The following is a 20,040-nucleotide window of genomic DNA, read 5'->3' on the forward strand; positions in this document are numbered from 1 at the left end:
AAGAGATGGAGGCATTCAAACTACAGTCCTCGGCTAAACGTTGTGGAGTTACGAAAGTGGAAAAAGCCCTCTAAATGTGGTCAAGCTTTTTAATCAAACTTTGTATAGTGTAAACGTTGCAATGTGTACAGTGTACGATCCCAACCTTGGGCATATATTAATAGTCTAATAGGCGGCCATGATCGTTCCATTGACCATACATTTTGTTTTCTCTCGTGTTGGATATAAATTTGTCTAATCTGCTCTTAAATAATTTCGGCTGCTTCTTATTGCTCTGTATCGTGTCGATCCGAACCCTTTTATAAAGATCTGGAAATGACAGAAAATTTTCATATACCTGCTTTTCCTCTCTTAGCCTGTGCTCTATAACCGGGTCGATGCGAAAAGAATCGTAATCCATCTCAGGTAGAACCTTTCTCCCTTCGTCTGTCATCAACCCCAACTTTTCGAGGCGGCGGACACGCTCTTTATTCAATTCAGTCCATGAGCTTTTTTTGCTTCGAGGGGACAGTCTCTGAGCCAGCTCCGTTTCGGATATTTTCTTCTTGACCCCATCAATCCATCCAAAACACAAAGCTTCCTCGACCGCATCCAAATACAAGAGCGTATCCGATTTGGGCTTCATACGAACCAAGACCCAACAAGACTTTTCCGTCTTACAATGGTTCTGCAGCCAAATCCTCAAATCTTCTCGTGATTTTACCGGAATGATATGATCCATCTCGATATTTGAAAAAGAAGAAGAGCTATTTTTCATAAATCGTGCCTCCGTTGGTGTAATAAAAAAATGGCCTCCAGTTGCAAGACCATTTTTTTAGAATGAGTTATTTTTTATTCGAAATTACGTTATCCAGAAACTGATCTGCATCCCGATTAAATTTCCAGCAGACCCCAAACTTATCCACCAGCATTCCAAAGCACGAAGACCAGGGAGTATTGGATAACGGCATGATGACATGGCCGCCAAGGGACAAATGGCTGAAGTATTCTTCCAGCTTTTGCTTATCATCCATGACCAGACTGATCAAGATATGATTCCCTTTCACCAGCTCGCCTGTTACCGCCTTCATCGAAGGCAGAATGTCCGACATCATGATTCTCCCGCCTGTGAATTCTATGGAAGACTCCATGATCATATTTAATTCATTTTCCGGCATGGGGTAGTTTGGATCTTGCGGGATATCCCCGAATTTCACTTTTTTGACTTCAATTGCGTTTAAAGCCTCAGCATAAAATTCAATCGCTTCTTCTGCAATTCCATCAAAATTCAAGTATGCAATAGCTGACATAAAGTAATCCCTCCCTCTTCTGATGAATGTAGTATAATTCATGATAGGTGACATATGTATGGCACCATTCGACGACGAGACAGAAAAATAAGGAGATCCTATGGAAAAGGCTGAGAGATTAATCTCGATCATCATGATTTTGCTGAAAAAGGATATCGTTTCCTCCAAAGAGCTGGCTCAATTGTTCAACGTTTCCAAAAGAACCATTCTTCGCGATATGGAAACGCTGAGTTTGTCAAACATCCCGATTTACTCTGTCAATGGAGTGCACGGCGGCTATCGTCTTATGGAGGAATACAAGGTCGATAAGCGTCTTCTGAACAGCTCCGACTTGGAAAATATACTAACGGCGCTCAGCGGATTGGAACAAATTCTAATTAGCGAAGAAGTTGGCGTGACGATCAAAAAAATAGAGGCAATGGTCAGCCCATTGTCTCCGAAAGGTTCCATACAACTATCGTTTTATGATTGGGAGGGTCGGTCCGAAATTCGCCAAACCTTGAAAATATGCCAGGAGGCCATAGCCAAGAGAAGATTGGTTTCATTTGACTATATGGATAAAAACGGCGCGAAAACGAAAAGAGTCATCGAGCCATATCAGCTTCATTTTAGTGAAATGAGTTGGTATCTCAAAGGATTCTGCCTGCAGCGTATGAAATATAGAACCTTTAAATTGTCCAGGATCGATCATCTCGATTTGGATGAGAAAACCTTCAACCCTAGGGATGACTCCCTAGAACGAGTGCGCGAATCCGATCATCTGCAGCTAGTCGCTGTAAAAGCATTGATTTCGCCGAGCATAAAAGATCATTTCATTGAAAGGTATGGCCGAAAGAGCATTAAAGACTATAGTCCTGAACTTTTCATGGCAACAATCGATGTTCCTCAAAACAGTATTGGATTTCAATTTTTAGCCGGTTTCGGTACCAATCTGGAAATTGTGGAGCCCCAATCATATGTAAAAGAATTTCGAGAGTATTTGCTTGAAATGGTAAATAAATATTCCTAGGAGGTCCCTTTAACAAAGCCGGCGGGCCCCCTACTCCAAACAATAACGATAACAGCCGCTCCGCTTGAAGGCTTCCGTACAGCAAGCTCTCATAAGAATTCGTCAATCTATATGCTGCGGTATTGAATCTCGTTCCACTTCTCCTTCAAGGCTTTCAAATCTTCTTCGAAGAACCTAAGCAGATTGGGGCGTCTTCTTACTGCAAGCGGGTGATAGGTAAAGCTGGTGGGCGTACCCTGCCACTCATACCAGCTGCCCCGCAACTCCTTGACACTGGCGTCCTCCTTATCTGTGAATATGGCTTCCGCTACAACATTGCCAAATCCAAATAATACAAGCGGCTGCTTCTGAAAGATCTGCAGTTGTAGGTGCGGGAGACAAGCCGCTCTAGCCCCGGGTTTATTGTAGGCACGCATCGGTCGGCATTTCAGCAAATAGGTGACATATACATCGTTTACATCGATCCCCGCTTCTCTCATGCCGAATTGGAGCGTTTCTCGGGTACCGCATAAAAACGAATTCCCTTCCCGATCCTCTCGTGCTCCGGGGTTATCCAGAATCAACATAAGCGGGGCCTTCGGATTTCCTTCCCCCCAGACGACACGATTCCGCTGTTTGGATAGTTCGCAAATTTCACAGTGCTCTATACCATTGGGTGCTTGTTCTTCAGGTAAGATTACATAGGGATGATCCATTTCCTTGTCGTGGCGTCTCCTTCCTTTTACACACAATGAACCTATTATGCCCACTCAAAACAAAAACTTGCCCTTATTGATGATACGGTTCAGCTTAACGGATCAATATTAAAGGGAGTCCGGTAAAATCACTACCAGACTCCCTTCATATTAACTACCCAATACATATGATGCCCGGTTTATCAGATTCACTCCACCGATGGCAATGCATCTATATCATTAAGGCTTCGATACGGATACGAGAAGCTCGTTTCCCCCGGAGATGACCGTCACTTCAGGCGGTAGGATCAGGTCCTTCACGAAGCGTGTATCTCCGATTTCCATCGCACTGATGTCCAGCTCAACGGTAGACGGCAGGTCTTTCGGAAGAGCCTCTACTTCAACATAGGGATCCTGAATTTGCACAACGCCGGCGGACTTCGTTCCGATCGGAGTACCTACGAACTTCACCCCGAGCTTCGTACGAATGACCTCACCCGTCTGAACGAACTGAAAGTCGACATGCACAAGAGCGCCGGTTACCGGGTCTCGCTGAAGATCCTCCATCAGCACCGTCATTGACCGCTCACCTTCCATCTGCAGCTCAATAAAGCCGGACGCCCCTTTTCTCAGCCATTTTTCAAATTGTTTAGCGGAAATATGAATGATTTCGTTATCAGCGTTTTTGCCGAACACAACCCCTGGCAAACGCCCCTTTTGACGTAAATGACGTAGTCCCGAAGAATTCAATCGTGGACGTCTTTCTGTATGAATGCATGCATCCATGCTCTACCTCTCCTTTACATGAGTGATCTTAGCGCGCTACAGCCGCCGTCGAACCTCCCCTGCCGGGGATCAATAGAGAAACATAGCATCCAGACCTCCATCCTTTCAGATAGATAGCAATACACATTAAATGTAAAAACCCACAAATATAGACGAAGGCACCCCACTCCGAAGAGTGGAATGCCTAATGGGTTTCATCTACTATATCATAGATTGGCTTGTCAAACCATAGAGCTCCGCAATCGGCGTACGTCCCGGATCGGCGGCATTCCAAACATCCGTGCATATTCCCTGCTAAAATGCGATGGGCTCTCGTACCCCACCTGGAACGCTGCTTCCGCCGCATCGATCGATCCAGAGAGGAGCAGCCGGCGCGCCTCCTGCAATCGGATTTGCTTTTGGAACTGGATCGGGCTCATGCCTGTGACTTCCTTAAAATAATCGTACAAAGACGAAGCGCTCATACGGGCCTCCGCTGCCAATTCATCCACTCGGAGGGGTTGGGCAAACTCGCGATTAAGCTTCTCAACGACCCCCGCGATTCGCTGTGCATGGCTTCCGACAACTGCAAATTGCATCAGTGATGCGCTGTTTTCGTTCTGAAGCACCCGGTAAATGATTTCCCGCATGGCATAAGGCGCAAGCACCGGGATATCCCGCGGCGTTTCGACCAGTTTCAGAAGCCGCAGCACGGCATCGAGAAGCGTATCGCTCACCCGGCTTACCTTCAACCCCCGGCTGGTCTCATTGCCTGGTCGGATGGCATCGCCGGATGCCTGAATGACATCAAGAATTTGGCTCATATCAAAAAGGATCTGCAGGCTCAAGTATGGCGCTTCCTTCGAAGCCTCTACCACTTGCCCCGTAATCGGTAAATGTACCGAAGCGGTTAAATAGCTGCTCGGGTCATACCGATACACCTCTTGTGCTAGCATGACCACTTTGGAACCCTGCGCCACGACGCAAAGGGAAGGCTCATAGACAGAGTATACCGGCTCGGATAACCGGGAAGAACGAATCAAGCGCAACCCGGGAACTTCCGTATCATGCGTACCGTCTTCCGGTGTGAACTTCTCGATGATGCGCAGCATTTCTCTCCTTTGTTTCTCGAACCATTCCTCCATCCCTTTCTCCCCCTTTTATCCATAAGATTAACTTAAATTTATCCTCTTCTGGAGGATTAGGCAATCATCGTGTTTGATCCGGCTACCGACTTGCTTCCCGAAAGAACGATAATGAACATGTAAGACATGCGATACACCCGGCACGGAGGTCCTAACCGCAGGAAACGAGTGGCGGGCAGGATTCAGTTTAGCATCACAAATGGAAGGAGAATTTTCAATGAATACTCAAAACGAACAATCCCATCCCTATGTCGGCATGTGGGTGACCAAAGACGGTTATATCCGGCATGAGCTGCTGCCGAACGGGCGGTATGACGAAGCACGCGGAAAACGGAAGAGCGCTTACCAAGGCAGATACACCATCGTAGGTGACCATATCGAATATGTGGATGATACAGGGTTTACAGCGGACGGCGATTTCCGCGATTCTGTGCTCTACCACGCCGGAATGGTTCTCTACCGTGAAACATAGCGGGAAGTCGCCATTTTCATCCTGGGCCATGGAATTAATGTAATGAGATAGACGGGAATGAATCAAATTGAAAAGGGGAAATGTGCAATGTCTGAAATCCATGGAAAAGTCATTTTGATTACAGGAGCAAGCAGCGGAATCGGCGAAGCAACGGCGAAGCTTCTCGCCAGCCAGGGGGCCCATGTCGTCATTGGAGCCAGACGCGTGGAAAGACTGGAAGCTCTGGCATCCCTCATTGAGGCCGAAGGAGGCTTGGTCGCTTATCAACAATTGGACGTTACAAATATCGATCAGATGCAGGCATTTGTCCACTTGGCGCAAAGTCGGTTTGGTCGTGTAGATGTGGTAGTGAACAATGCCGGCGTGATGCCTCTCTCTCCTTTGGAGGCCTTGAAAATCGACGAATGGAACCGGATGATCGACGTCAATATCCGAGGGGTTCTCCACGGCATTGCTGCAGGCCTCCCCGTGATGAAAGAGCAGCAATCCGGTCACATCATTAATGTGGCCTCCATCGGTGCCTACGCAGTCTCACCGACGGCAGCGGTATATTGTGCGACCAAATACGCCGTTCGCGCCATCACGGAAGGTTTGCGGCAGGAGGTTGGCAGCAGCATCCGGGTAACGCTGGTTTCTCCTGGCGTGACGGAGTCCGAGCTCGCTGAGAGCATTTCGGACGAAGAAGCGAAGGACCTCATGAAAACGTACCGACGCGACGCCCTCCCGGCTGCCGCCATAGCCCGTGCCATCGCTTATGCGATAGAACAGCCGGCAGACGTCGACGTGAACGAGCTGGTCGTTCGGCCTACAGCCCAGCTTGCCTGACGCTATCCATTGATCCCACTAACCTGCCGCTCCAAAGCGGTTGAGGTGGTTATATTTCGAAATTTAGAAAATACCTGCCGGAGCTGCCGTCCCTTGTGGTACGGTTCAGCCTTCGCGAATAAATCCCCTACTACGGATGTCTTCAAGGAAAAAGCCGCCATATCGGCGGCGGCTGCTCCGGTTATTTTCTAGAATTACTGACTTGCCTGAGTATAAGTGCATGAATACGAATCGATAAGAGTTAGACCCCGGGATTCAATAATGATGCAAGTTCCTCCTTCTTATCTTTCAGCTCCTGTTCAATCCGCTGCAGCTCACATTGCGCCTTCCGATAAGCACTCTCAGCTTGTTCAATCTGCTGTTCATACTCCTTCCTGCGCAATATGGGAATTAAGACACAGTCGTGGAACGATTCGTCTTCCCGTTCTCGAACCACCGCGTTTAGAAGAACGGGAAGTGTTCCGCCGCTGCCTGTTTTCATCATTAAATACATTTCATCCACGTGGCGATTCAGATTAATCAACGGCAAAAAGTAAATCCGAAAGAAAATTTGGCTGGACCGGGTGAGCAGGGATTCAAAGCTGGTGCCTATTACCCCTTGTTTTTCGTATTGTAACAAGTGACAAAAGGTCGCGTTGACGGCGCGGATCGTCCGATTTTGATCCATCGATAAGTAACCGCAGGGAGCATGATCCAACCGTTCGTCCATTTTAGGTATGCAGCTCGCTTTCCTATCTCAATTCCATTGAGGCGAAATATTCACGGATGAGACGAATGGTTTCATCCGGATGGCTCAGGTGCGGACAATGCCCCGTTGCATCCATCAGTCGAAACTCGCTCCCCTTCATCTGCTGATGGACGTAAGCACCGGCTTCCAACGGAGCGATCATATCATCGGAGCATTGCAGGATCAACGAAGGCACCACGACCTTGCCGAGTTCCTTACGGTAATCAGAGAGAAAAGTGGCTTCCGCAAAATGGCGGGCTATCTTGGGATCGGTTGCGCAAAAGCTCGTTTCCAGCTCCTCGGATAGTTCCGGCCGGTCTGCATTTCCCATAATAACAGGTGCCAGATAATTCGCCCATCCTTGAAAGTTCAAATCCATCATATCCAATAAAGCCACCAAATCTTCCCGTTCAAACCCGCCGATGTAATCCGGCAGATCGTTCATATAACGCGCAGAAGGACCTATCAGAACAAGCCGCTCAAAGTAATCCGGCCTTTGAATAGATGCCAGCATACCGATCGTTGCACCGACGGAGTGACCTACTAGAATGGCATCCTGCAATTCTAGTGCTGAACAAATGTCCAAGATATCCTGGGCATAACCGTTCAGGTCATGATAACGAGATGGATCATAAGCTTGAATATCGGACCTTCCAGAACCCACGAAGTCAAACAATATCACCTTGTACTTCTCTTCGAAAGCAGGTGCGACAAAGCGCCACATATTCTGATCACAGCCAAAGCCGTGAGCAAATATAAGAGCCTTCGAACCATAGCCGGTTACCTTGACGTTGTTTCGGATGAGAATCTGCTGGCTATCCATTGTCTCTTCCTCCTAGTTGCGATGAACTCTAGCTCTAAAAGTACATTATACCACTATATCAAGATTTACAATTTAATGCTAAAGCCCTATCCGTTGCTTGGCTCCTCGCGTGTACCCATCCCAACTAGTTGAATAAACATGGCGATCTCCCGCATCTGCCTCAAAATATATTATGATTTTGCTTTAGTTCCGGCCGCAGCAAAACGTTGCCCCAGAAATCGAACGATCCATTTTCCCCATTAGCCGATGGAGGCGACTCACTTATGAGATGGTTTGCAAAATATGAACGATTTTCGCCTCAATATTGGAATCGTCGATCATCTTGAGGTATTCAGGTTTTATCAATTGATACTGCTTCATGCGGTAGAAATCCATAATTGCTTGTTTCAAGGTGATATCATACTGAATCGAAAATGATGGCTCAATAAAGCGCCGCAGCACGGCGTCATCTTGAACCATAAACAGCACGGCATTCAATCTGTTGAAAATCTGCTGCTCCATTCCGGATTCAAAAAAAGCATGTAAGTTTTTATTCCGATTTTGCAGGGCAGCTGACAGATTCTCAAAATGGTGGGGATAAAATTCCTTCAGATCTTGCAGGAACAAATCAGAGATATACATGGCACACATCAAAGATTGTAAAAACGTAATTTGAAACCGATCCAAAAAAGAGACGGACTCATCATTGGCCGTGGCGTCAGCTTTCTTCGAATAATCAATGTAATAATCTACAACTTGTTCGATGATGTCATCTTTGGAGGCAAAATACTTATATAGCGTCACTTTACTGATATCCATATATTTTGCGAGATCGTCGACTTTCAGTTGGCTGAATTTTGTTCTTCTAATGACAGGTTTTATTTTTTCTATATATGTCTCCACACTCACGGCTTTTCTCACGAATACATGCCCCTTCCTGTGATACGTATCAAATGCATTATAACAAATTTGCCGTCTTATTATTTACACCAATAATTAAATGAATTAAGTTAACTAATTTAGTTAAATGAGTTTACTTAGTAAACTCGCTGTTGTATAATCGTTCCTGTACCTAATCATCCGCTTGCGGATTATACAAAGGGAGGACGATTCAAATGGAACAATCCAGTAAGGGCAAATTCTTCGGCAAAAAAGTCGTGATCACGGGAGGCAGCAGTGGAATCGGCCTCACGACAGCGAAGCTGCTAGTGGATGAAGGAGCACACGTGATGATTACCGGACGTACTCAGGCGACGCTTGATGCGGCTCGTGAACAACTCGGCAACAACGCAATCGCGTTCTTGAGCGATGCCGCCTCATTGAAGGATATCGCCGCGTTAGCCGATCAAGTGAAGGTTGAATTCGGAACGATAGATGCCCTGTTCGTTAACGCAGGTGTCACCGGCTTTGTCCCGTTCGAGTCAACAACCGAGGAAACGTACGACGAGATTTTTACGGTCAACGCCAAAGGGTCGTACTTTACCGTACAAAAACTCTCTCCACTTCTAAGCACAGGAAGCGGGGTAGTACTGACTACTTCAATCGTAAACGTTGTGGGTCTCCCGATGCTCAGTGCGTATGCAGCTAGTAAAGCGGCGCTGCGCTCCATGACTCGAAGCCTGGCACGCGAGTTATTGCCTCGAAATATTCGCGTCAACGCAGTCAGTCCTGGCGTCATTGACACAGGTATCTTAGAGAAGGCGATGCCGAAAGAAGCTGCCGAACAGACAAAGGCACAGATGACACAGCAGATCCCGATGCTGCGTTTAGGCGATCCCGTCGAGGTTGCCAAAGTCGTAGCATTCCTAGCATTTGATGCTACCTATACCACCGGGGCTGAGTTCCCCGTCGACGGAGGCGGCTCCCAGATCTAAGGAATCCAGCATCTAACCCTGTGACCATGCGGCCGGTTCGCTTCCGTGACTACGGGGAACCGGCCGATGTCTTGCGTTTGGAGAGTTGGCAATCCCAGAACAAGACCCGGGACGCATACGCTTGAGCGTATTTTGAAATATGAGGGGGGGACATCCATTGAATACGAATCAACGGGAACATATCGCATTGATTACAGGCACGAGCCAGGGAATCGGCTTGGCACTAGCCCGAAAACTTCTATCGCAGAACTGGCAGGTCATTACTTTGAACCGTTCCGATTTACCGGCGGACGATATGCTCATACAAAATGCCCTCAAGAACGGATGGCTCCGAACCTATAAAGTGAAGGATCTCACCGATTATGGCAGCTTGAGACACACTTTGGAAGAAATCAAAAGCAAGGAGCAGCGGATCGATATGTTGTTCAACAACGCCGGAGGAGGCTTAAGTGAACTGCGCTATTCGAAACAAGGCCGCGAAATGCATTATGAGTTGTTGACGGTCGTTCCTTATATCATTCTGATGGAATTGAAAGAGCTTTTGAAAAAAGGCAGTTTAAAAACGGTGATTAACACTTCATCGCAGGTGTTTAGATTTACGAAGGAGTTTTCGATCGAAAACTTGGAGCATCCCACAACCTTCCGCAAAATGTACGGCCCTTATGCAACTTCAAAGCTGGCTCTTTCGTTGTGGACCCAAGCCGTCGCACCACAACTTGCCAAGGAAGGCATCAAGATCCGCAGTGTTGATCCGGGAATTAATAACACGCTAAGAAAAGGGAAAGATTCCGGGCTGACCGGATCGTTTGGACTGTTTATGAAGCTCTTTGCCTCTCCGCCTACCCATGGCGCCAACCTGTTATTTGAAGCAGCCCTCGGTAAACACCGCAATGAAACCGGCGTGTTTTTGTTGAAAGATCGGGTGACCGACTTGAAGTTTACAGAGCACGCGCAGGGTGTGCTGGACAGAATCTCCGACATATATAGCCGTGAGTTTCTTGGTGGGAGTGTTCTTCATGGCTGAGTTCCAGAAGAACGTTGCTTAGGAGACGATTTTCCGAGGCCATTTAAGGAGCCGACCGCTCACATCCATCGGCTAGCCAGCGTGGGTCATTACTGCCTGAAGGACGCGACGGACGAGATCGGACATCTCATTGCAGACTTCATCCGACCTCATTGAAGGCTTCTGTCGGGATATCGCTTTAAGGGACACCCTTATGGGTGCCCCCTTCATCGGTTGTGAGTATGCCTCATTTTTATGGCGGACTCACCTTGTCTAATGTAACCTGGAGTCCCCCTAATAAGGTTATTGAGCCAGCACCCGCAACAACTTCCTCCTCTATTGCCCACCTTCTAGACAACTCCTCCTAATCAAAGTCTCGCTTTCCTTCACCGTACAAGAAACTTAAACCAGAGTAGATCCGCCATCTACGACAATGATTTGACCGGTGGAATATTTCTCGCGCATTAAGTAAAGAAATGCCTCAGCACCGTCCTCCGGTTCGCCGACTCGCCCAACCGGCAATGATTTCCCAGCATCTTCATACATCGCGTTCCGGTGTTCCTCTGGAATACCGTCCCACAACTCGGTACGCATAAGGCCGAAGCAAACGGCGTTGACGCGAAGCGGACTCAGCTCGACGGCCAACGCCCTGGTGAGTGACTCAACAGCGCCGCATATGCTGGCTGAGACAGTAAACCCCTTCTGCGGACGAACTCCGGCAACGCCCGAAGTCAACGTAATTGACCCTCCCCTTCTGATGTTTCGGCTGCCGTATTTGGCGGCCATAAACGCTCCCCAGTATCGCACGTTAAACAATCGGCGTGCTGTATCGACATCGGTGGTGCCCAGACTTTCAACCATCAATGGGTCGCCGGCAGTAAAGACCAAGTGATCGAATTCCCCGATTTCGCTGAAAAATTGACGAACTTGTTCCTCATCTGTCAGATCAATCGCATACCCTTGGGTACCTTCGGGCAAACGCGAAACGGCACGGTCAGCTTTTTCTTTTTGACTGGACACGACGACTAAGGATGCTCCTTCACATGCAGCGGCTTCCGCTGCCGCAAACCCGATTCCGGACGTTCCTCCAAGAACAACAACACGTTTGCCTTTGAAACTATACCCACGTTCGATCTGTTCTGATTTCACCATAAATTCTCCTTCGTATTCTATGATTGGACTGACCTTGCAATATGATTCTCTTCAGCCGCGAACAGCTAATCCATGCGAACGGTACAGCTTGTCTTATCTCCGACTCTCCTTCACGACGGAAGATAAGTAGATTATAATGAGTCATAAAATCGGCAAATAGGTCTGGATTTATAGTATTGCCGTGAACACTGCTATAAATTCTATCACCCTATGGAGAGGGAACTTCGTGATGAATGATGAAAGAAGACGTAAACAATTGGCTGACTTTCTCCGGTCACGCCGCTTGCGTTTATCCCCGATAGAGGCGGGTCTGCTGGTTGAAACATCGCGCCGTCGCATAACGGGCTTAAGACGGGAGGAAGTCGCGAGCTTATCAGGCATTTCCTTGCCGTGGTATACCGCACTGGAGCAAGGCCGGGACATTCATGTGTCTGAGCAAGTCTTGGAAAGCTTGGTACGAACATTACGGCTTAACAGCGACGAACGCAACCACCTGCTCGTATTGGCCAATCATTCCTCGCTTCCTCAGCCAAAAGCGAATGATTCCGTCCCCACTTCCCTGCAGCGGATTCTGGACAGAATGGGGACCTACCCGGCCTACATTATCGATAGGCACTGGAACGTTCTCGCATGGAACCGAATATCAGGTACGCTGTGCGGAGACTTAAGCCGAGCCCCGGAGCTTGAAAGAAATATGCTCTGGCGCGTCTTCGAGGTAGAGGAGAACAAGTCTCGGATCGTTAACTGGGAGAATGTCGCCTCTACGATGGTGGCTCATTTCAGAAATCGGTTTGCCTTGTATATGAACGATTCGTGGTACCAAGAGCTATTCGACAAGTTATATGACAGAAGCGAAGAGTTCAAGACGTTATGGGATCGACAAGAGGTTTCCGGTATATTGGAAGGGGAACAAATAATCCGTCTTCCAGAAGCTGGCCTGCTGACTTTCCGTTACCATACGTTTACAATCTCTGAAAGCAGCGCTTTTGCAATGAGGGTGTTCACGCCACTTGAAAACTCGGGGACCGACGAACAGTTGGAAGAATTGCTAAAGTAAGTTCATCCTCCCAAAACAACATTTCTTTGCTGCCGCAGTTTTCTGCATGAAGGCCCTATGTTATCGTGAATGAAAAAGTACCGCACATGCAAAAACCGCACGAATCCTGATCACGCTAGGTGGCCGGACTCGGGCGGTTTTCATTTTGAACAGCTAAATCTTCTTTTTTACCGGCCGTAACACTGCATAACCATATCCCTCTGGAAAATGCCGCTGGTAATCCTGTTTGATCTCCTCATCCCATTCATATCCCATTTCTTCGGGGTCGAATTTCGATGCAGCTTCTTCAACGGTTCTCATCACTGCACCATTATCCTTCAGGTAATCGAACGGCGGGTGGAAAAAGACCAGGTACTCCGATTCCGGAATATCCCTGCATTCCATTCCTGCCGGAATGGGTCCATCGTATTCCGATGAAACAGGGATTCCATACAAGTATCCCTTCTGACCGTTCTGATAAAACCATCCTGCCGTCTGACCGAGCTGTCCGGGGAGGACGTGGTTCGACATACTCTCTAAAGTGCCACTGATTTCATCACAATTGTGGCCATTGTTCCAGAAATCTCCGTAGTTTTGTACACAAATGTCCCAGATGCCGATAAATTTGTGCGCCGGAATGAACTCGACTTTGATCCCAACCGGTTGCAAATGTACATTGCTCATCTTTTCGCGCTCCTTGATCCAATAATGATAAGGCGAGAATACCTCCTGACGAATAGCCAGCTTAATAGGCCTGGGCGCTTTTCGGTAGGCTGTCGGAGTAAGCTGAAAAGCCTTGCTGAATGCTCGTGTAAACGCTTCTTGTGATGAAAATCCGTACTTTACGGCAATATCCAGAATCCGCTGGTCCGTGTCACGGAGCTCCAAGGCGGCACGACTGATTCTTCGGGTCCAGACGTAATCGCGTAATGTCATTCCAGTTAATTGGTTGAACTGCCTGGAACAATAATAGGGGGAATACCCGAGCTGCTCCGACATTTTTAATAGAGAGCTGCTCTCTGTTATATTAGCCTCCACCCAATCCACCATAAGCTGCACCATTTCGTTCCATTCGTACATGGACGTCTTCCCTCCTTTCCCCTCAATCATATCACCAGCCTTTGTGACATATTTGATTCCAGTTGCATAACAAAAGCTTGTCTGTAACGGTTAAGTTTTTGGGCCCTCATTTGTGGTAACAGACCAAAAGCGAGAAATGGCGGAGCAGGGATGAACTCCCTGGCGCCGCCATTCCTTTAATTCTGCTGATTTTTTTATAAAGTGAACTGAACTCGAATCGCTGCTTTTTAAGCTCTGACAATTTCTTGGAATGTATTTCTTAGGCATTCTCCGCCGTAACGGGGTTAACTGCAAAGAGGGAATGAATGTTGCCTTCTGGATCTGCAAAGAAGCCCGTGGTGTGCCCCCAGGACGTCACCTTCGGCGCTGTTATCCCTGTAGCCCCTTTTGAAACAAAATCATCATACATCACATAGACATCCTCAGGAGAATCACATTCGAAGTTAAGCTCAAAAGCTTGCCCTCTACGCTCTTCTACAAAAGAATGGTGGCCGTTTGTGTTATCCGCCATTAAGGGTGCCGCGAAAATGGCCAGACGAACGCCATCATTCTCAAATTCAGTGTAATGTTCTTCTTCTACAAGAACCTTAAATCCCAGGACATCACGATAAAATCTAGTCAATCTAGGGACATCAAGCGCCAAAACAGTGATTCCTTCTAATTTTACTCTCATGCCTATACCTGCACCCCTCCAGCATCAATTTAATCAAATTCTGTCATCGGATATCATTACTATGAAATATTATATATCATCCTCATCCAATCTTACATATTAAAGTATAATATACAAAGTCTTCCTCAACCTTCGGTACGGTTCTCCGTGCTGTCCAATCTCCCTCTCGGAATGGAATTCCTCCAGAATCATTTTCGATACCTGCCGGCTTAACGGGGTGTCGGCGAACCGCTTAAGTCGAGAAGCATTCTCCAAAGCATGTCGCGTAAAGGGAATGGTTACTACAATACCAAACGGTTGAAGGCAAAAATAAAAATGAGCCCGGTACAGTACCGAACTCATTTTGAGAAAGCTGCCTGATGAAATCACCGCGTCTAACTTTTGGGGGGCACTTCAATCATATGGCTTTTTCTTTTTCAGCGACTTGGCCCAATCGTATATCAAAATTCCTACATTTAGAATTAGTTGTTTAATAATTTTGGTTGCTCATTTGCAGGCCCTACGATCGTGTTTCCGCCGAAACTGAGATGCTGACCATACTTCTCTACGATAAAGCTGTTAAACGATCCATCTGCATTCATTGTGGCAATGACTGTGGGAGCCCCTTTTTTGGTGAACGTCATTTGATCCTTGTCCCATGCATTTGTTCCTCTTGCTCCCTTATATCCTTTCAAATCCAGATTTAGCATCGTTTTTGCGTCTTTCACTGCATTCTTCATTAATGTATCCAACGTCAGATTCTTGATCTTTGCATCTTTTGCTTTTTCATCCTTTTGGAATTCTTCGTAATTATCTATGCTTTTACCATTACTATGATGTACGCCGGCTTGGAGCAGTTCCAGCGTTTGTTCTTCAATGGCAAAGCTCACATTCATCGTTTTTGATTTATACTTATATTGATACACATTCGGTTTGCCATCGAGGACAAACACACGATCCAACTTTTCTCCTTTCTTGACCTTACCATTGGTAAGCTTGGATAATACCTGAGCAGCCTTCTTCTGCACGCTTGCCGGGGCATCGTCAGGTGCATAATTTACGCCATGCAGCTCTCCGTTGTCTTCCATATAAACTTGTTTATTTTGTTTGGCATTCGATGAGATGGTACCCACATAGTAAGTTGACTCTGAGATATCCACATACTTTGGTGTTTCCCCTGGGAACAATGCTTCCCACGTTTCCTTCAGTTTGGTTTGATATTTCCCACCGTTTAACTCTTCATAATTGATTTTAATACTGATATTTTCGAGCTTTCCATTCTTTTTATAAGAAATCGTATCATATTTGAAATTCTCTCTTTTAAAATTCACAAAATCTTTCATGGCTGTTCCCTGAACTAACTTATAGGTATTTCCTGTTAGCTCTTTCAGTTTATCCTGAGCCTGCTGCATAAGCTTTTGATCCACCTTAACATCCTGTGAAGCATTGATATTTACCTTGTTAGGCGAATCTGCCTGAACAGGTGTTTGGCACCCCAGCAAACTTCCTGATAATAAGGCTACTCCGAGTAAAGGGAAAATTTTCTTTTTGTTCATATCAATGAACTCCTTTCTTTTACTACCTCATGGTTATACTGAAATATAAGTGCATCTCCAAGCCGCTTTTCAATACATATCAGTCAATTAACAATTTGAGTTCTTCATTTGGAGGACCTGCGATAGTCATTCCGTAAAAATCGATTTCCTGATTATACTTATCAATGGTAAAGCTGCTAAACGATCCGTCTTTATTAAATCTGGCAGTAACTGAAGGCGCCCCTTCTTTGGTGAACGTCATATAATCTTCATCCCATGCATCTGCACTTCTTTCTCCCTTATATCCTTTCAAATCCAGATCCAACATCGTTTTTGCGTCTTTCATTGCGTTCTTCATTAAAGTGTCCAATGTCAACTTCTTCATCTCTGTACTCTTTTCTTTTTCTCGTTCCTGGAATTCTTCATAACTATCTACACCTTTACCATCAGTATGGTGTACATCGACTTGGAGCAGTTCCAGCGTTTGTTCTTCAATGGCAAAGCTCACATTCATCGTTTTTGATTTATACTTATATTGATACACATTCGGTTTGCCATCGAGGACATACATACGATCCAACTTGGCCCCCTGCTCGACATTTCCATCGGTAAGCTTGGAGAATACCTGATCAGCCTTCTTCTGCACGCTTGCCGGGGCATTGTCAGGAGCATAATTTACGCCATAAACATCGCCATTCTCTTGCATATAAATTTGCTTGTTTTGCATAGCATTCGATGAGATTGTACCCTCATAGTAGATTGACTCTGAGATATTCACATATTTCGGTTCTTCCCCTGGGAACAAAGCTTTCCACGTTTCCTTCAGTTTGGTTTGATATTTTCCACCGTTTAAATCTTCATAATTGATTTTAATACTGAACGTTTCGAGCTTTCCATTCATGTTATAAGCAATAATATCGTCTTTGAAGTTCTCTCTTTTAAATTGGATAGCATCTTTCGTAGCCGTTCCTTGAATTAACGTATACGTATTTCCTGTCAATTCTTTAAGTTTATCCTGAGCCTTTTGCATAGGGGTTTGCTCTGATTTAGCACCTTGTTCGATGTTTGAATTTACGTTGTTATATGCATTTGATTGATTCGACGTATCAAATCCAAGCAAACTCCCTGATAATAAGGCTGCTCCGATGATAGGAAAAATTATTTTTTTGTTCATATGAATAAACTCCTTTATTTTTTATTTACTTACACACAGTTTTTAATGGAACTCTTCAGCCACGTTGAAATAAATCTATGAAATCAGCAGTCACCACCCCCTCTCATTGCATTGATTAGTCCGTTCCTTTTTCAGATAACTGCTTTAGCTCAATTTTAATTGAATAGATCGTTCCTTTAGAGGTGAATAGCGCAGTCACGTCTGGAGAACCCTCTTTTGTGAACGTTAATGTGTCAAACCGTGATTCAAGTTTGGATACGTTATAATCAGCCAAGTCCAAATTCATCCATGCTTTAGCCTGTTTCACGGTTTCCTCATGAATCATGTCCAGCTCAATTGCTTTTGTTTTCTCAACTAAATCATGATATTTATTTTTATCGTCCAATTGATTAAGTTGATCCGACAGCGGAAAAGCTACAATCCTTGTGATCTGATTCGTATTTTTTTGTACATCAATGAGGATCGAACCCTCGTGTGTATGATACACGAACTTATACACCGGATTCTGATCAGGTCTTAAGACCATTTGACTTACTGACCGTTCAATTTCTTTAAAATCCCCAACTTTATGAAAAGCTTGGTCCGCTGCATCTTTTGCAGCATCTGGAACCTGCTCCTCTCCAATCGTTTGCTGCGCATAATACCATTTACCTTGGTCAAATTCGATGGATCTGTTTTCGTTTCGCGCCTCTATGTGAAATGTGTCCGGTTTATATTCGTACATAACCACATCATTAATTCCTTCTCCTTGGGGAAAAATCTCATTCCATACCTTTTGCAGCTGACTTTTAAACTCTTGATCCTCAATGTCATCAAAGCGAATCATCCCCGAATGAAATTTCTTATTCCCATCCGAGCCTTGTACATAAATTGTATCGGCCTTCTCATTTGGATTTACTTTCATTTCTTTGGCGAACGGATTAATATATTCAAGCAAGGATAGCCGCTCTATGGCTTGAGCCATGACAGGAGTTAGAGACACACAAAAAGCAACCAATGCCGCTGCGATAACTCCCACTCTTCTTGTGAAGATCGGTTTTTGTGGTGGCACGCTTTTGGATTCAAGTTTTTCGACAATCTGTTGACTCATGCTGTGCTCTGGCGTCTCCGTATCCCGAATCATTTGCTCCACCTGGTGAATACTAACGGTTTTAGATGGATTTGGTGATCGACGCATTCACTGTTCCTCCTTCACTAACTTCCTTCGTCTGCAGTTTTTTGCGAAGGCGTTCATACTTTTTGCGCACGGTTGCCGGCTTCATATTCATGATTTCACTAATCTCGTTAAAGTGATATCGATGAATCGCCCGGAGAACTAATATATGTCTCTCTTCGGTAGTCAGTAAATTTAGAAGATCCTTCAGTGTCGTTTGACTGTCTATTTGCTGAGTCGAGGTTTCAGGCTGATCATATTTATAACGATCGATAAAACGAAACCACCTTTTTCTGCTCCTGATTTGATTCAGACTGTAGTTGTAGGCAATTTTGTACAGCCATGCCGAGAAAGTCATATTTGGACGATACTTATGTATCTGTTCATACACTCTGATAAATATTTCTTGTAGAGCATCCTCGACTTCTTCTTTGTTTTTGAGCATATGGTAACAATAGATATACATTGGTTTTTCAAAGATTTTAATAATAGAAGCGAAAGCTTCCTTATCCCCAAGTTTAGTCCTTTCGACCAGCATCTCAATTTCTTCTGGGTTTGATTCATACTCTCTGTAGTCTCTATCCAAAAGTCATACCCCCTCCTGCCTACACTCTTAAAACACCAATGCAGCTCATTTTGTGACAGCAGCATCAAAAATAATACTTGGTAACATCATCAAGGCAAGTTTTAGAGCCATCCCTAATGGGATGGCTCGGGCGCTCTTTGCATCAATTACACTTTACGTACCGTAAACCAGATGCGTTCAGATCTGGACGCTGCCGAAATTTCCGGTTCCTTGCAAAAATTCATGAACCTCACCGATTCTGTGCTCCCCACTCGCAAAGCTGCTCTAACACAGGCAGCAGCGTCTGCCCTCTCGGTGTCAGCGAATACTCCACTTTGGGCGGAATCTGCGGATACTCCACGCGCTTAACCAGCCCGTCGGCCTCCAATTCCTTAAGCTGCGCGCTGAGAACTTTGTACGTCACCGCTCCGAGCTGTCTCTGCATTTCGTTGAATCGAATCGGCTGCTTGGCGGACACCAGATACAGAATTGCCATCTTCCACTTCCCGCCGATCACTGACATCGTATAACCGAACGGTGTGTCTTGGATTACCGTTTCCTTGCCCTTCAAATCGGAAATGCCCATGTTCACACTATCCTTTCGGATAGTAGCCCACTTCTTTGTGCGTACTATCCTTTTATTTTCGCCCAGTCTATACTAGCCTTACTTTAAAGTAAAGGGGCTAAAACAATGACGACCATTCAAACATACAACCATAATCTCTGGGATCACGGAATTTCGCAGGGGTACCTTGTCGACAACACGCTGTATATCTCGGGACAGTTCTCCCATAACGCCGAGGGCGAGTTCGTCGGAGCAGGCGATATTCGGGCACAGATGAAGCAGACGCTGGAGAATTTGGATGCCGTGTTACGAGAGTTCGGAGCGACGAAGCATAATCTGGCTTACGTGGAGCTGTATCTGACGAATGCGCAGGAGCACGGGGAAACCGCGATCGAACTGTTCAAAAAGTATGTCGGAGAGCATCGGCCGGCGGGGAGCATGATCGGGGTGACTTACCTGGCATTTCCGGAACAGTGGGTAGAGGTTCGGGCTGTGGCGCATGTAGGCTAAGAAAAAAGAGAGGAGCTTCGCTTGAAGCTCCTC

The 20,040-nt window shown here is 46.0% G+C and carries 23 protein-coding genes and 1 pseudogene; 8 read left to right on the top strand and 16 right to left on the bottom strand.

Translation table 11 applies throughout. The features are described 5' to 3' along the window. Positions 1-157 precede the first annotated feature (157 nt). Together MKY59_RS30745 and MKY59_RS30750 are read right to left on the bottom strand one after the other, a co-directional pair. Positions 158-727: a YdeI/OmpD-associated family protein gene (locus MKY59_RS30745; RefSeq protein ID WP_339278505.1), complete on the bottom strand. Its 570-nt coding sequence runs from the start codon at positions 725-727 to the stop codon at positions 158-160. A 97-nt stretch (positions 728-824) separates the two neighbouring features. Beyond that, positions 825-1,289, bottom strand: a complete 465-nt coding sequence (locus MKY59_RS30750; protein WP_339278506.1) for a VOC family protein — start codon at positions 1,287-1,289, stop codon at positions 825-827. 100 nt (positions 1,290-1,389) lie between these two features. Here MKY59_RS30750 and MKY59_RS30755 point away from each other — a divergent pair, with 100 nt between their 5' ends. Further along, positions 1,390-2,298 carry a YafY family protein gene (locus MKY59_RS30755; RefSeq protein ID WP_339275370.1) on the top strand — a complete coding sequence of 303 codons (909 nt, stop codon included), beginning with the start codon at positions 1,390-1,392 and terminating at the stop codon, positions 2,296-2,298. 107 nt (positions 2,299-2,405) lie between these two features. Here MKY59_RS30755 and MKY59_RS30760 read toward each other — a convergent pair whose 3' ends face one another. From MKY59_RS30760 to MKY59_RS30770, 3 genes are all read right to left on the bottom strand, one after another. Then, a complete protein-coding gene (locus MKY59_RS30760; protein WP_339275372.1) occupies positions 2,406-2,993 on the bottom strand; it encodes a uracil-DNA glycosylase in 588 nt (195 codons plus the stop codon). A gap of 219 nt (positions 2,994-3,212) precedes the next feature. Next, positions 3,213-3,758, bottom strand: coding sequence for a 50S ribosomal protein L25 (locus MKY59_RS30765; RefSeq protein WP_339275374.1), 546 nt, complete (start codon positions 3,756-3,758; stop codon positions 3,213-3,215). 221 nt (positions 3,759-3,979) lie between these two features. Then, positions 3,980-4,882, bottom strand: coding sequence for an AraC family transcriptional regulator (locus MKY59_RS30770; protein ID WP_339275376.1), 903 nt, complete (start codon positions 4,880-4,882; stop codon positions 3,980-3,982). A 217-nt stretch (positions 4,883-5,099) separates the two neighbouring features. Between MKY59_RS30770 and MKY59_RS30775 the strand changes: the two genes are divergently transcribed. Both MKY59_RS30775 and MKY59_RS30780 read left to right on the top strand, forming a co-directional pair. Beyond that, positions 5,100-5,354, top strand: coding sequence for an Atu4866 domain-containing protein (locus MKY59_RS30775; RefSeq protein WP_339275378.1), 255 nt, complete (start codon positions 5,100-5,102; stop codon positions 5,352-5,354). A gap of 87 nt (positions 5,355-5,441) precedes the next feature. After that, the gene (locus MKY59_RS30780) at positions 5,442-6,179 is read left to right on the top strand and encodes an SDR family oxidoreductase (protein ID WP_339275380.1); all 738 of its coding nucleotides are present in this window, start codon (positions 5,442-5,444) and stop codon (positions 6,177-6,179) included. Positions 6,180-6,420: 241 nt separating this feature from the next. Here the strand turns inward: MKY59_RS30780 and MKY59_RS30785 are convergent, their stop codons facing one another. The 3 genes from MKY59_RS30785 to MKY59_RS30795 all read right to left on the bottom strand — a co-directional run bounded on the left by MKY59_RS30785 (position 6,421) and on the right by MKY59_RS30795 (position 8,629). Then, positions 6,421-6,888: a PAS domain-containing protein gene (locus MKY59_RS30785; protein WP_339275382.1), complete on the bottom strand. Its 468-nt coding sequence runs from the start codon at positions 6,886-6,888 to the stop codon at positions 6,421-6,423. Positions 6,889-6,910: 22 nt separating this feature from the next. Next, a complete protein-coding gene (locus tag MKY59_RS30790) occupies positions 6,911-7,729 on the bottom strand; it encodes an alpha/beta hydrolase (RefSeq protein WP_339275383.1) in 819 nt (272 codons plus the stop codon). Positions 7,730-7,990: 261 nt separating this feature from the next. Further along, entirely contained in the window at positions 7,991-8,629 is a 639-nt protein-coding gene (locus MKY59_RS30795) for a TetR/AcrR family transcriptional regulator (protein ID WP_339275385.1), read from the bottom strand. A gap of 194 nt (positions 8,630-8,823) precedes the next feature. Between MKY59_RS30795 and MKY59_RS30800 the strand changes: the two genes are divergently transcribed. Then, complete coding sequence (locus MKY59_RS30800) at positions 8,824-9,582, top strand: SDR family oxidoreductase (protein ID WP_339275387.1); 759 nt, start codon at positions 8,824-8,826, stop codon at positions 9,580-9,582. Between the two features lie 157 nt (positions 9,583-9,739). Next, a complete protein-coding gene (locus MKY59_RS30805) occupies positions 9,740-10,606 on the top strand; it encodes an SDR family NAD(P)-dependent oxidoreductase (RefSeq protein ID WP_236413591.1) in 867 nt (288 codons plus the stop codon). 381 nt (positions 10,607-10,987) lie between these two features. On the opposite strand, the gene MKY59_RS30810 is transcribed toward MKY59_RS30805, so the two are convergent. Then, positions 10,988-11,737 (bottom strand): SDR family oxidoreductase, encoded by a 750-nt coding sequence (locus MKY59_RS30810; protein ID WP_339275390.1) that lies wholly within the window; start codon positions 11,735-11,737, stop codon positions 10,988-10,990. A gap of 229 nt (positions 11,738-11,966) precedes the next feature. On the opposite strand from MKY59_RS30810, the gene MKY59_RS30815 reads away from it, so the two are divergent. Beyond that, positions 11,967-12,794, top strand: a complete 828-nt coding sequence (locus MKY59_RS30815) for a helix-turn-helix transcriptional regulator (protein WP_236413756.1) — start codon at positions 11,967-11,969, stop codon at positions 12,792-12,794. A gap of 153 nt (positions 12,795-12,947) precedes the next feature. Here MKY59_RS30815 and MKY59_RS30820 read toward each other — a convergent pair whose 3' ends face one another. Next, positions 12,948-13,853 (bottom strand): AraC family transcriptional regulator, encoded by a 906-nt coding sequence (locus MKY59_RS30820; protein WP_339275391.1) that lies wholly within the window; start codon positions 13,851-13,853, stop codon positions 12,948-12,950. A 259-nt stretch (positions 13,854-14,112) separates the two neighbouring features. Next, the gene (locus tag MKY59_RS30825; RefSeq protein ID WP_339275392.1) at positions 14,113-14,526 is read right to left on the bottom strand and encodes a VOC family protein; all 414 of its coding nucleotides are present in this window, start codon (positions 14,524-14,526) and stop codon (positions 14,113-14,115) included. 231 nt (positions 14,527-14,757) lie between these two features. Here MKY59_RS30825 and MKY59_RS30830 point away from each other — a divergent pair. Next, a pseudogene (locus MKY59_RS30830) lies at positions 14,758-14,886 on the top strand (IS3 family transposase); the annotation flags it as partial. A gap of 101 nt (positions 14,887-14,987) precedes the next feature. Here MKY59_RS30830 and MKY59_RS30835 read toward each other — a convergent pair. The 5 genes from MKY59_RS30835 to MKY59_RS30855 form a co-directional block, all read right to left on the bottom strand. Further along, a complete protein-coding gene (locus MKY59_RS30835) occupies positions 14,988-16,061 on the bottom strand; it encodes a hypothetical protein (protein ID WP_339275393.1) in 1,074 nt (357 codons plus the stop codon). Between the two features lie 79 nt (positions 16,062-16,140). After that, positions 16,141-17,214 carry a hypothetical protein gene (locus tag MKY59_RS30840; protein ID WP_339275394.1) on the bottom strand — a complete coding sequence of 358 codons (1,074 nt, stop codon included), beginning with the start codon at positions 17,212-17,214 and terminating at the stop codon, positions 16,141-16,143. A gap of 115 nt (positions 17,215-17,329) precedes the next feature. Further along, the gene (locus MKY59_RS30845; protein WP_339275395.1) at positions 17,330-18,391 is read right to left on the bottom strand and encodes a hypothetical protein; all 1,062 of its coding nucleotides are present in this window, start codon (positions 18,389-18,391) and stop codon (positions 17,330-17,332) included. Continuing rightward, positions 18,366-18,953 carry a sigma-70 family RNA polymerase sigma factor gene (locus tag MKY59_RS30850; protein WP_236413600.1) on the bottom strand — a complete coding sequence of 196 codons (588 nt, stop codon included), beginning with the start codon at positions 18,951-18,953 and terminating at the stop codon, positions 18,366-18,368. The genes MKY59_RS30845 and MKY59_RS30850 overlap by 26 nt, the downstream gene beginning before the upstream one ends. A 229-nt stretch (positions 18,954-19,182) precedes the next feature. Beyond that, positions 19,183-19,518 (bottom strand): helix-turn-helix domain-containing protein, encoded by a 336-nt coding sequence (locus MKY59_RS30855; protein ID WP_236413601.1) that lies wholly within the window; start codon positions 19,516-19,518, stop codon positions 19,183-19,185. A gap of 105 nt (positions 19,519-19,623) precedes the next feature. Here MKY59_RS30855 and MKY59_RS30860 point away from each other — a divergent pair, with 105 nt between their 5' ends. Then, positions 19,624-20,007, top strand: coding sequence for a RidA family protein (locus tag MKY59_RS30860; protein ID WP_339275397.1), 384 nt, complete (start codon positions 19,624-19,626; stop codon positions 20,005-20,007). Positions 20,008-20,040 lie beyond the last annotated feature (33 nt).

Origin of the sequence: Paenibacillus sp. FSL W8-0426, from assembly GCF_037969725.1 — a bacterium.
Classification (GTDB): Bacteria; Bacillota; Bacilli; order Paenibacillales; family Paenibacillaceae; genus Paenibacillus; species Paenibacillus hubeiensis.

Bases quoted from the DNA above. Each gene is read 5' to 3' on its own strand.
- MKY59_RS30825 (WP_339275392.1), bottom strand. From the start codon at position 14,526: ATGAGAGTAAAATTAGAAGGAATCACTGTTTTGGCGCTTGATGTCCCT.
- MKY59_RS30815 (WP_236413756.1), top strand. From the start codon at position 11,967: ATGAATGATGAAAGAAGACGTAAACAATTGGCTGACTTTCTCCGGTCA.
- MKY59_RS30775 (WP_339275378.1), top strand. From the start codon at position 5,100: ATGAATACTCAAAACGAACAATCCCATCCCTATGTCGGCATGTGGGTG.
- MKY59_RS30780 (WP_339275380.1), top strand. From the start codon at position 5,442: ATGTCTGAAATCCATGGAAAAGTCATTTTGATTACAGGAGCAAGCAGC.
- MKY59_RS30820 (WP_339275391.1), bottom strand. From the start codon at position 13,853: ATGTACGAATGGAACGAAATGGTGCAGCTTATGGTGGATTGGGTGGAG.
- MKY59_RS30765 (WP_339275374.1), bottom strand. From the start codon at position 3,758: ATGGATGCATGCATTCATACAGAAAGACGTCCACGATTGAATTCTTCG.
- MKY59_RS30855 (WP_236413601.1), bottom strand. From the start codon at position 19,518: ATGGGCATTTCCGATTTGAAGGGCAAGGAAACGGTAATCCAAGACACA.
- MKY59_RS30810 (WP_339275390.1), bottom strand. From the start codon at position 11,737: ATGGTGAAATCAGAACAGATCGAACGTGGGTATAGTTTCAAAGGCAAA.
- MKY59_RS30770 (WP_339275376.1), bottom strand. From the start codon at position 4,882: ATGGAGGAATGGTTCGAGAAACAAAGGAGAGAAATGCTGCGCATCATC.
- MKY59_RS30800 (WP_339275387.1), top strand. From the start codon at position 8,824: ATGGAACAATCCAGTAAGGGCAAATTCTTCGGCAAAAAAGTCGTGATC.
- MKY59_RS30840 (WP_339275394.1), bottom strand. From the start codon at position 17,214: ATGAACAAAAAAATAATTTTTCCTATCATCGGAGCAGCCTTATTATCA.
- MKY59_RS30755 (WP_339275370.1), top strand. From the start codon at position 1,390: ATGGAAAAGGCTGAGAGATTAATCTCGATCATCATGATTTTGCTGAAA.
- MKY59_RS30790 (WP_339275383.1), bottom strand. From the start codon at position 7,729: ATGGATAGCCAGCAGATTCTCATCCGAAACAACGTCAAGGTAACCGGC.
- MKY59_RS30760 (WP_339275372.1), bottom strand. From the start codon at position 2,993: ATGGATCATCCCTATGTAATCTTACCTGAAGAACAAGCACCCAATGGT.
- MKY59_RS30750 (WP_339278506.1), bottom strand. From the start codon at position 1,289: ATGTCAGCTATTGCATACTTGAATTTTGATGGAATTGCAGAAGAAGCG.
- MKY59_RS30785 (WP_339275382.1), bottom strand. From the start codon at position 6,888: ATGGACGAACGGTTGGATCATGCTCCCTGCGGTTACTTATCGATGGAT.
- MKY59_RS30860 (WP_339275397.1), top strand. From the start codon at position 19,624: ATGACGACCATTCAAACATACAACCATAATCTCTGGGATCACGGAATT.
- MKY59_RS30835 (WP_339275393.1), bottom strand. From the start codon at position 16,061: ATGAACAAAAAGAAAATTTTCCCTTTACTCGGAGTAGCCTTATTATCA.
- MKY59_RS30845 (WP_339275395.1), bottom strand. From the start codon at position 18,391: ATGCGTCGATCACCAAATCCATCTAAAACCGTTAGTATTCACCAGGTG.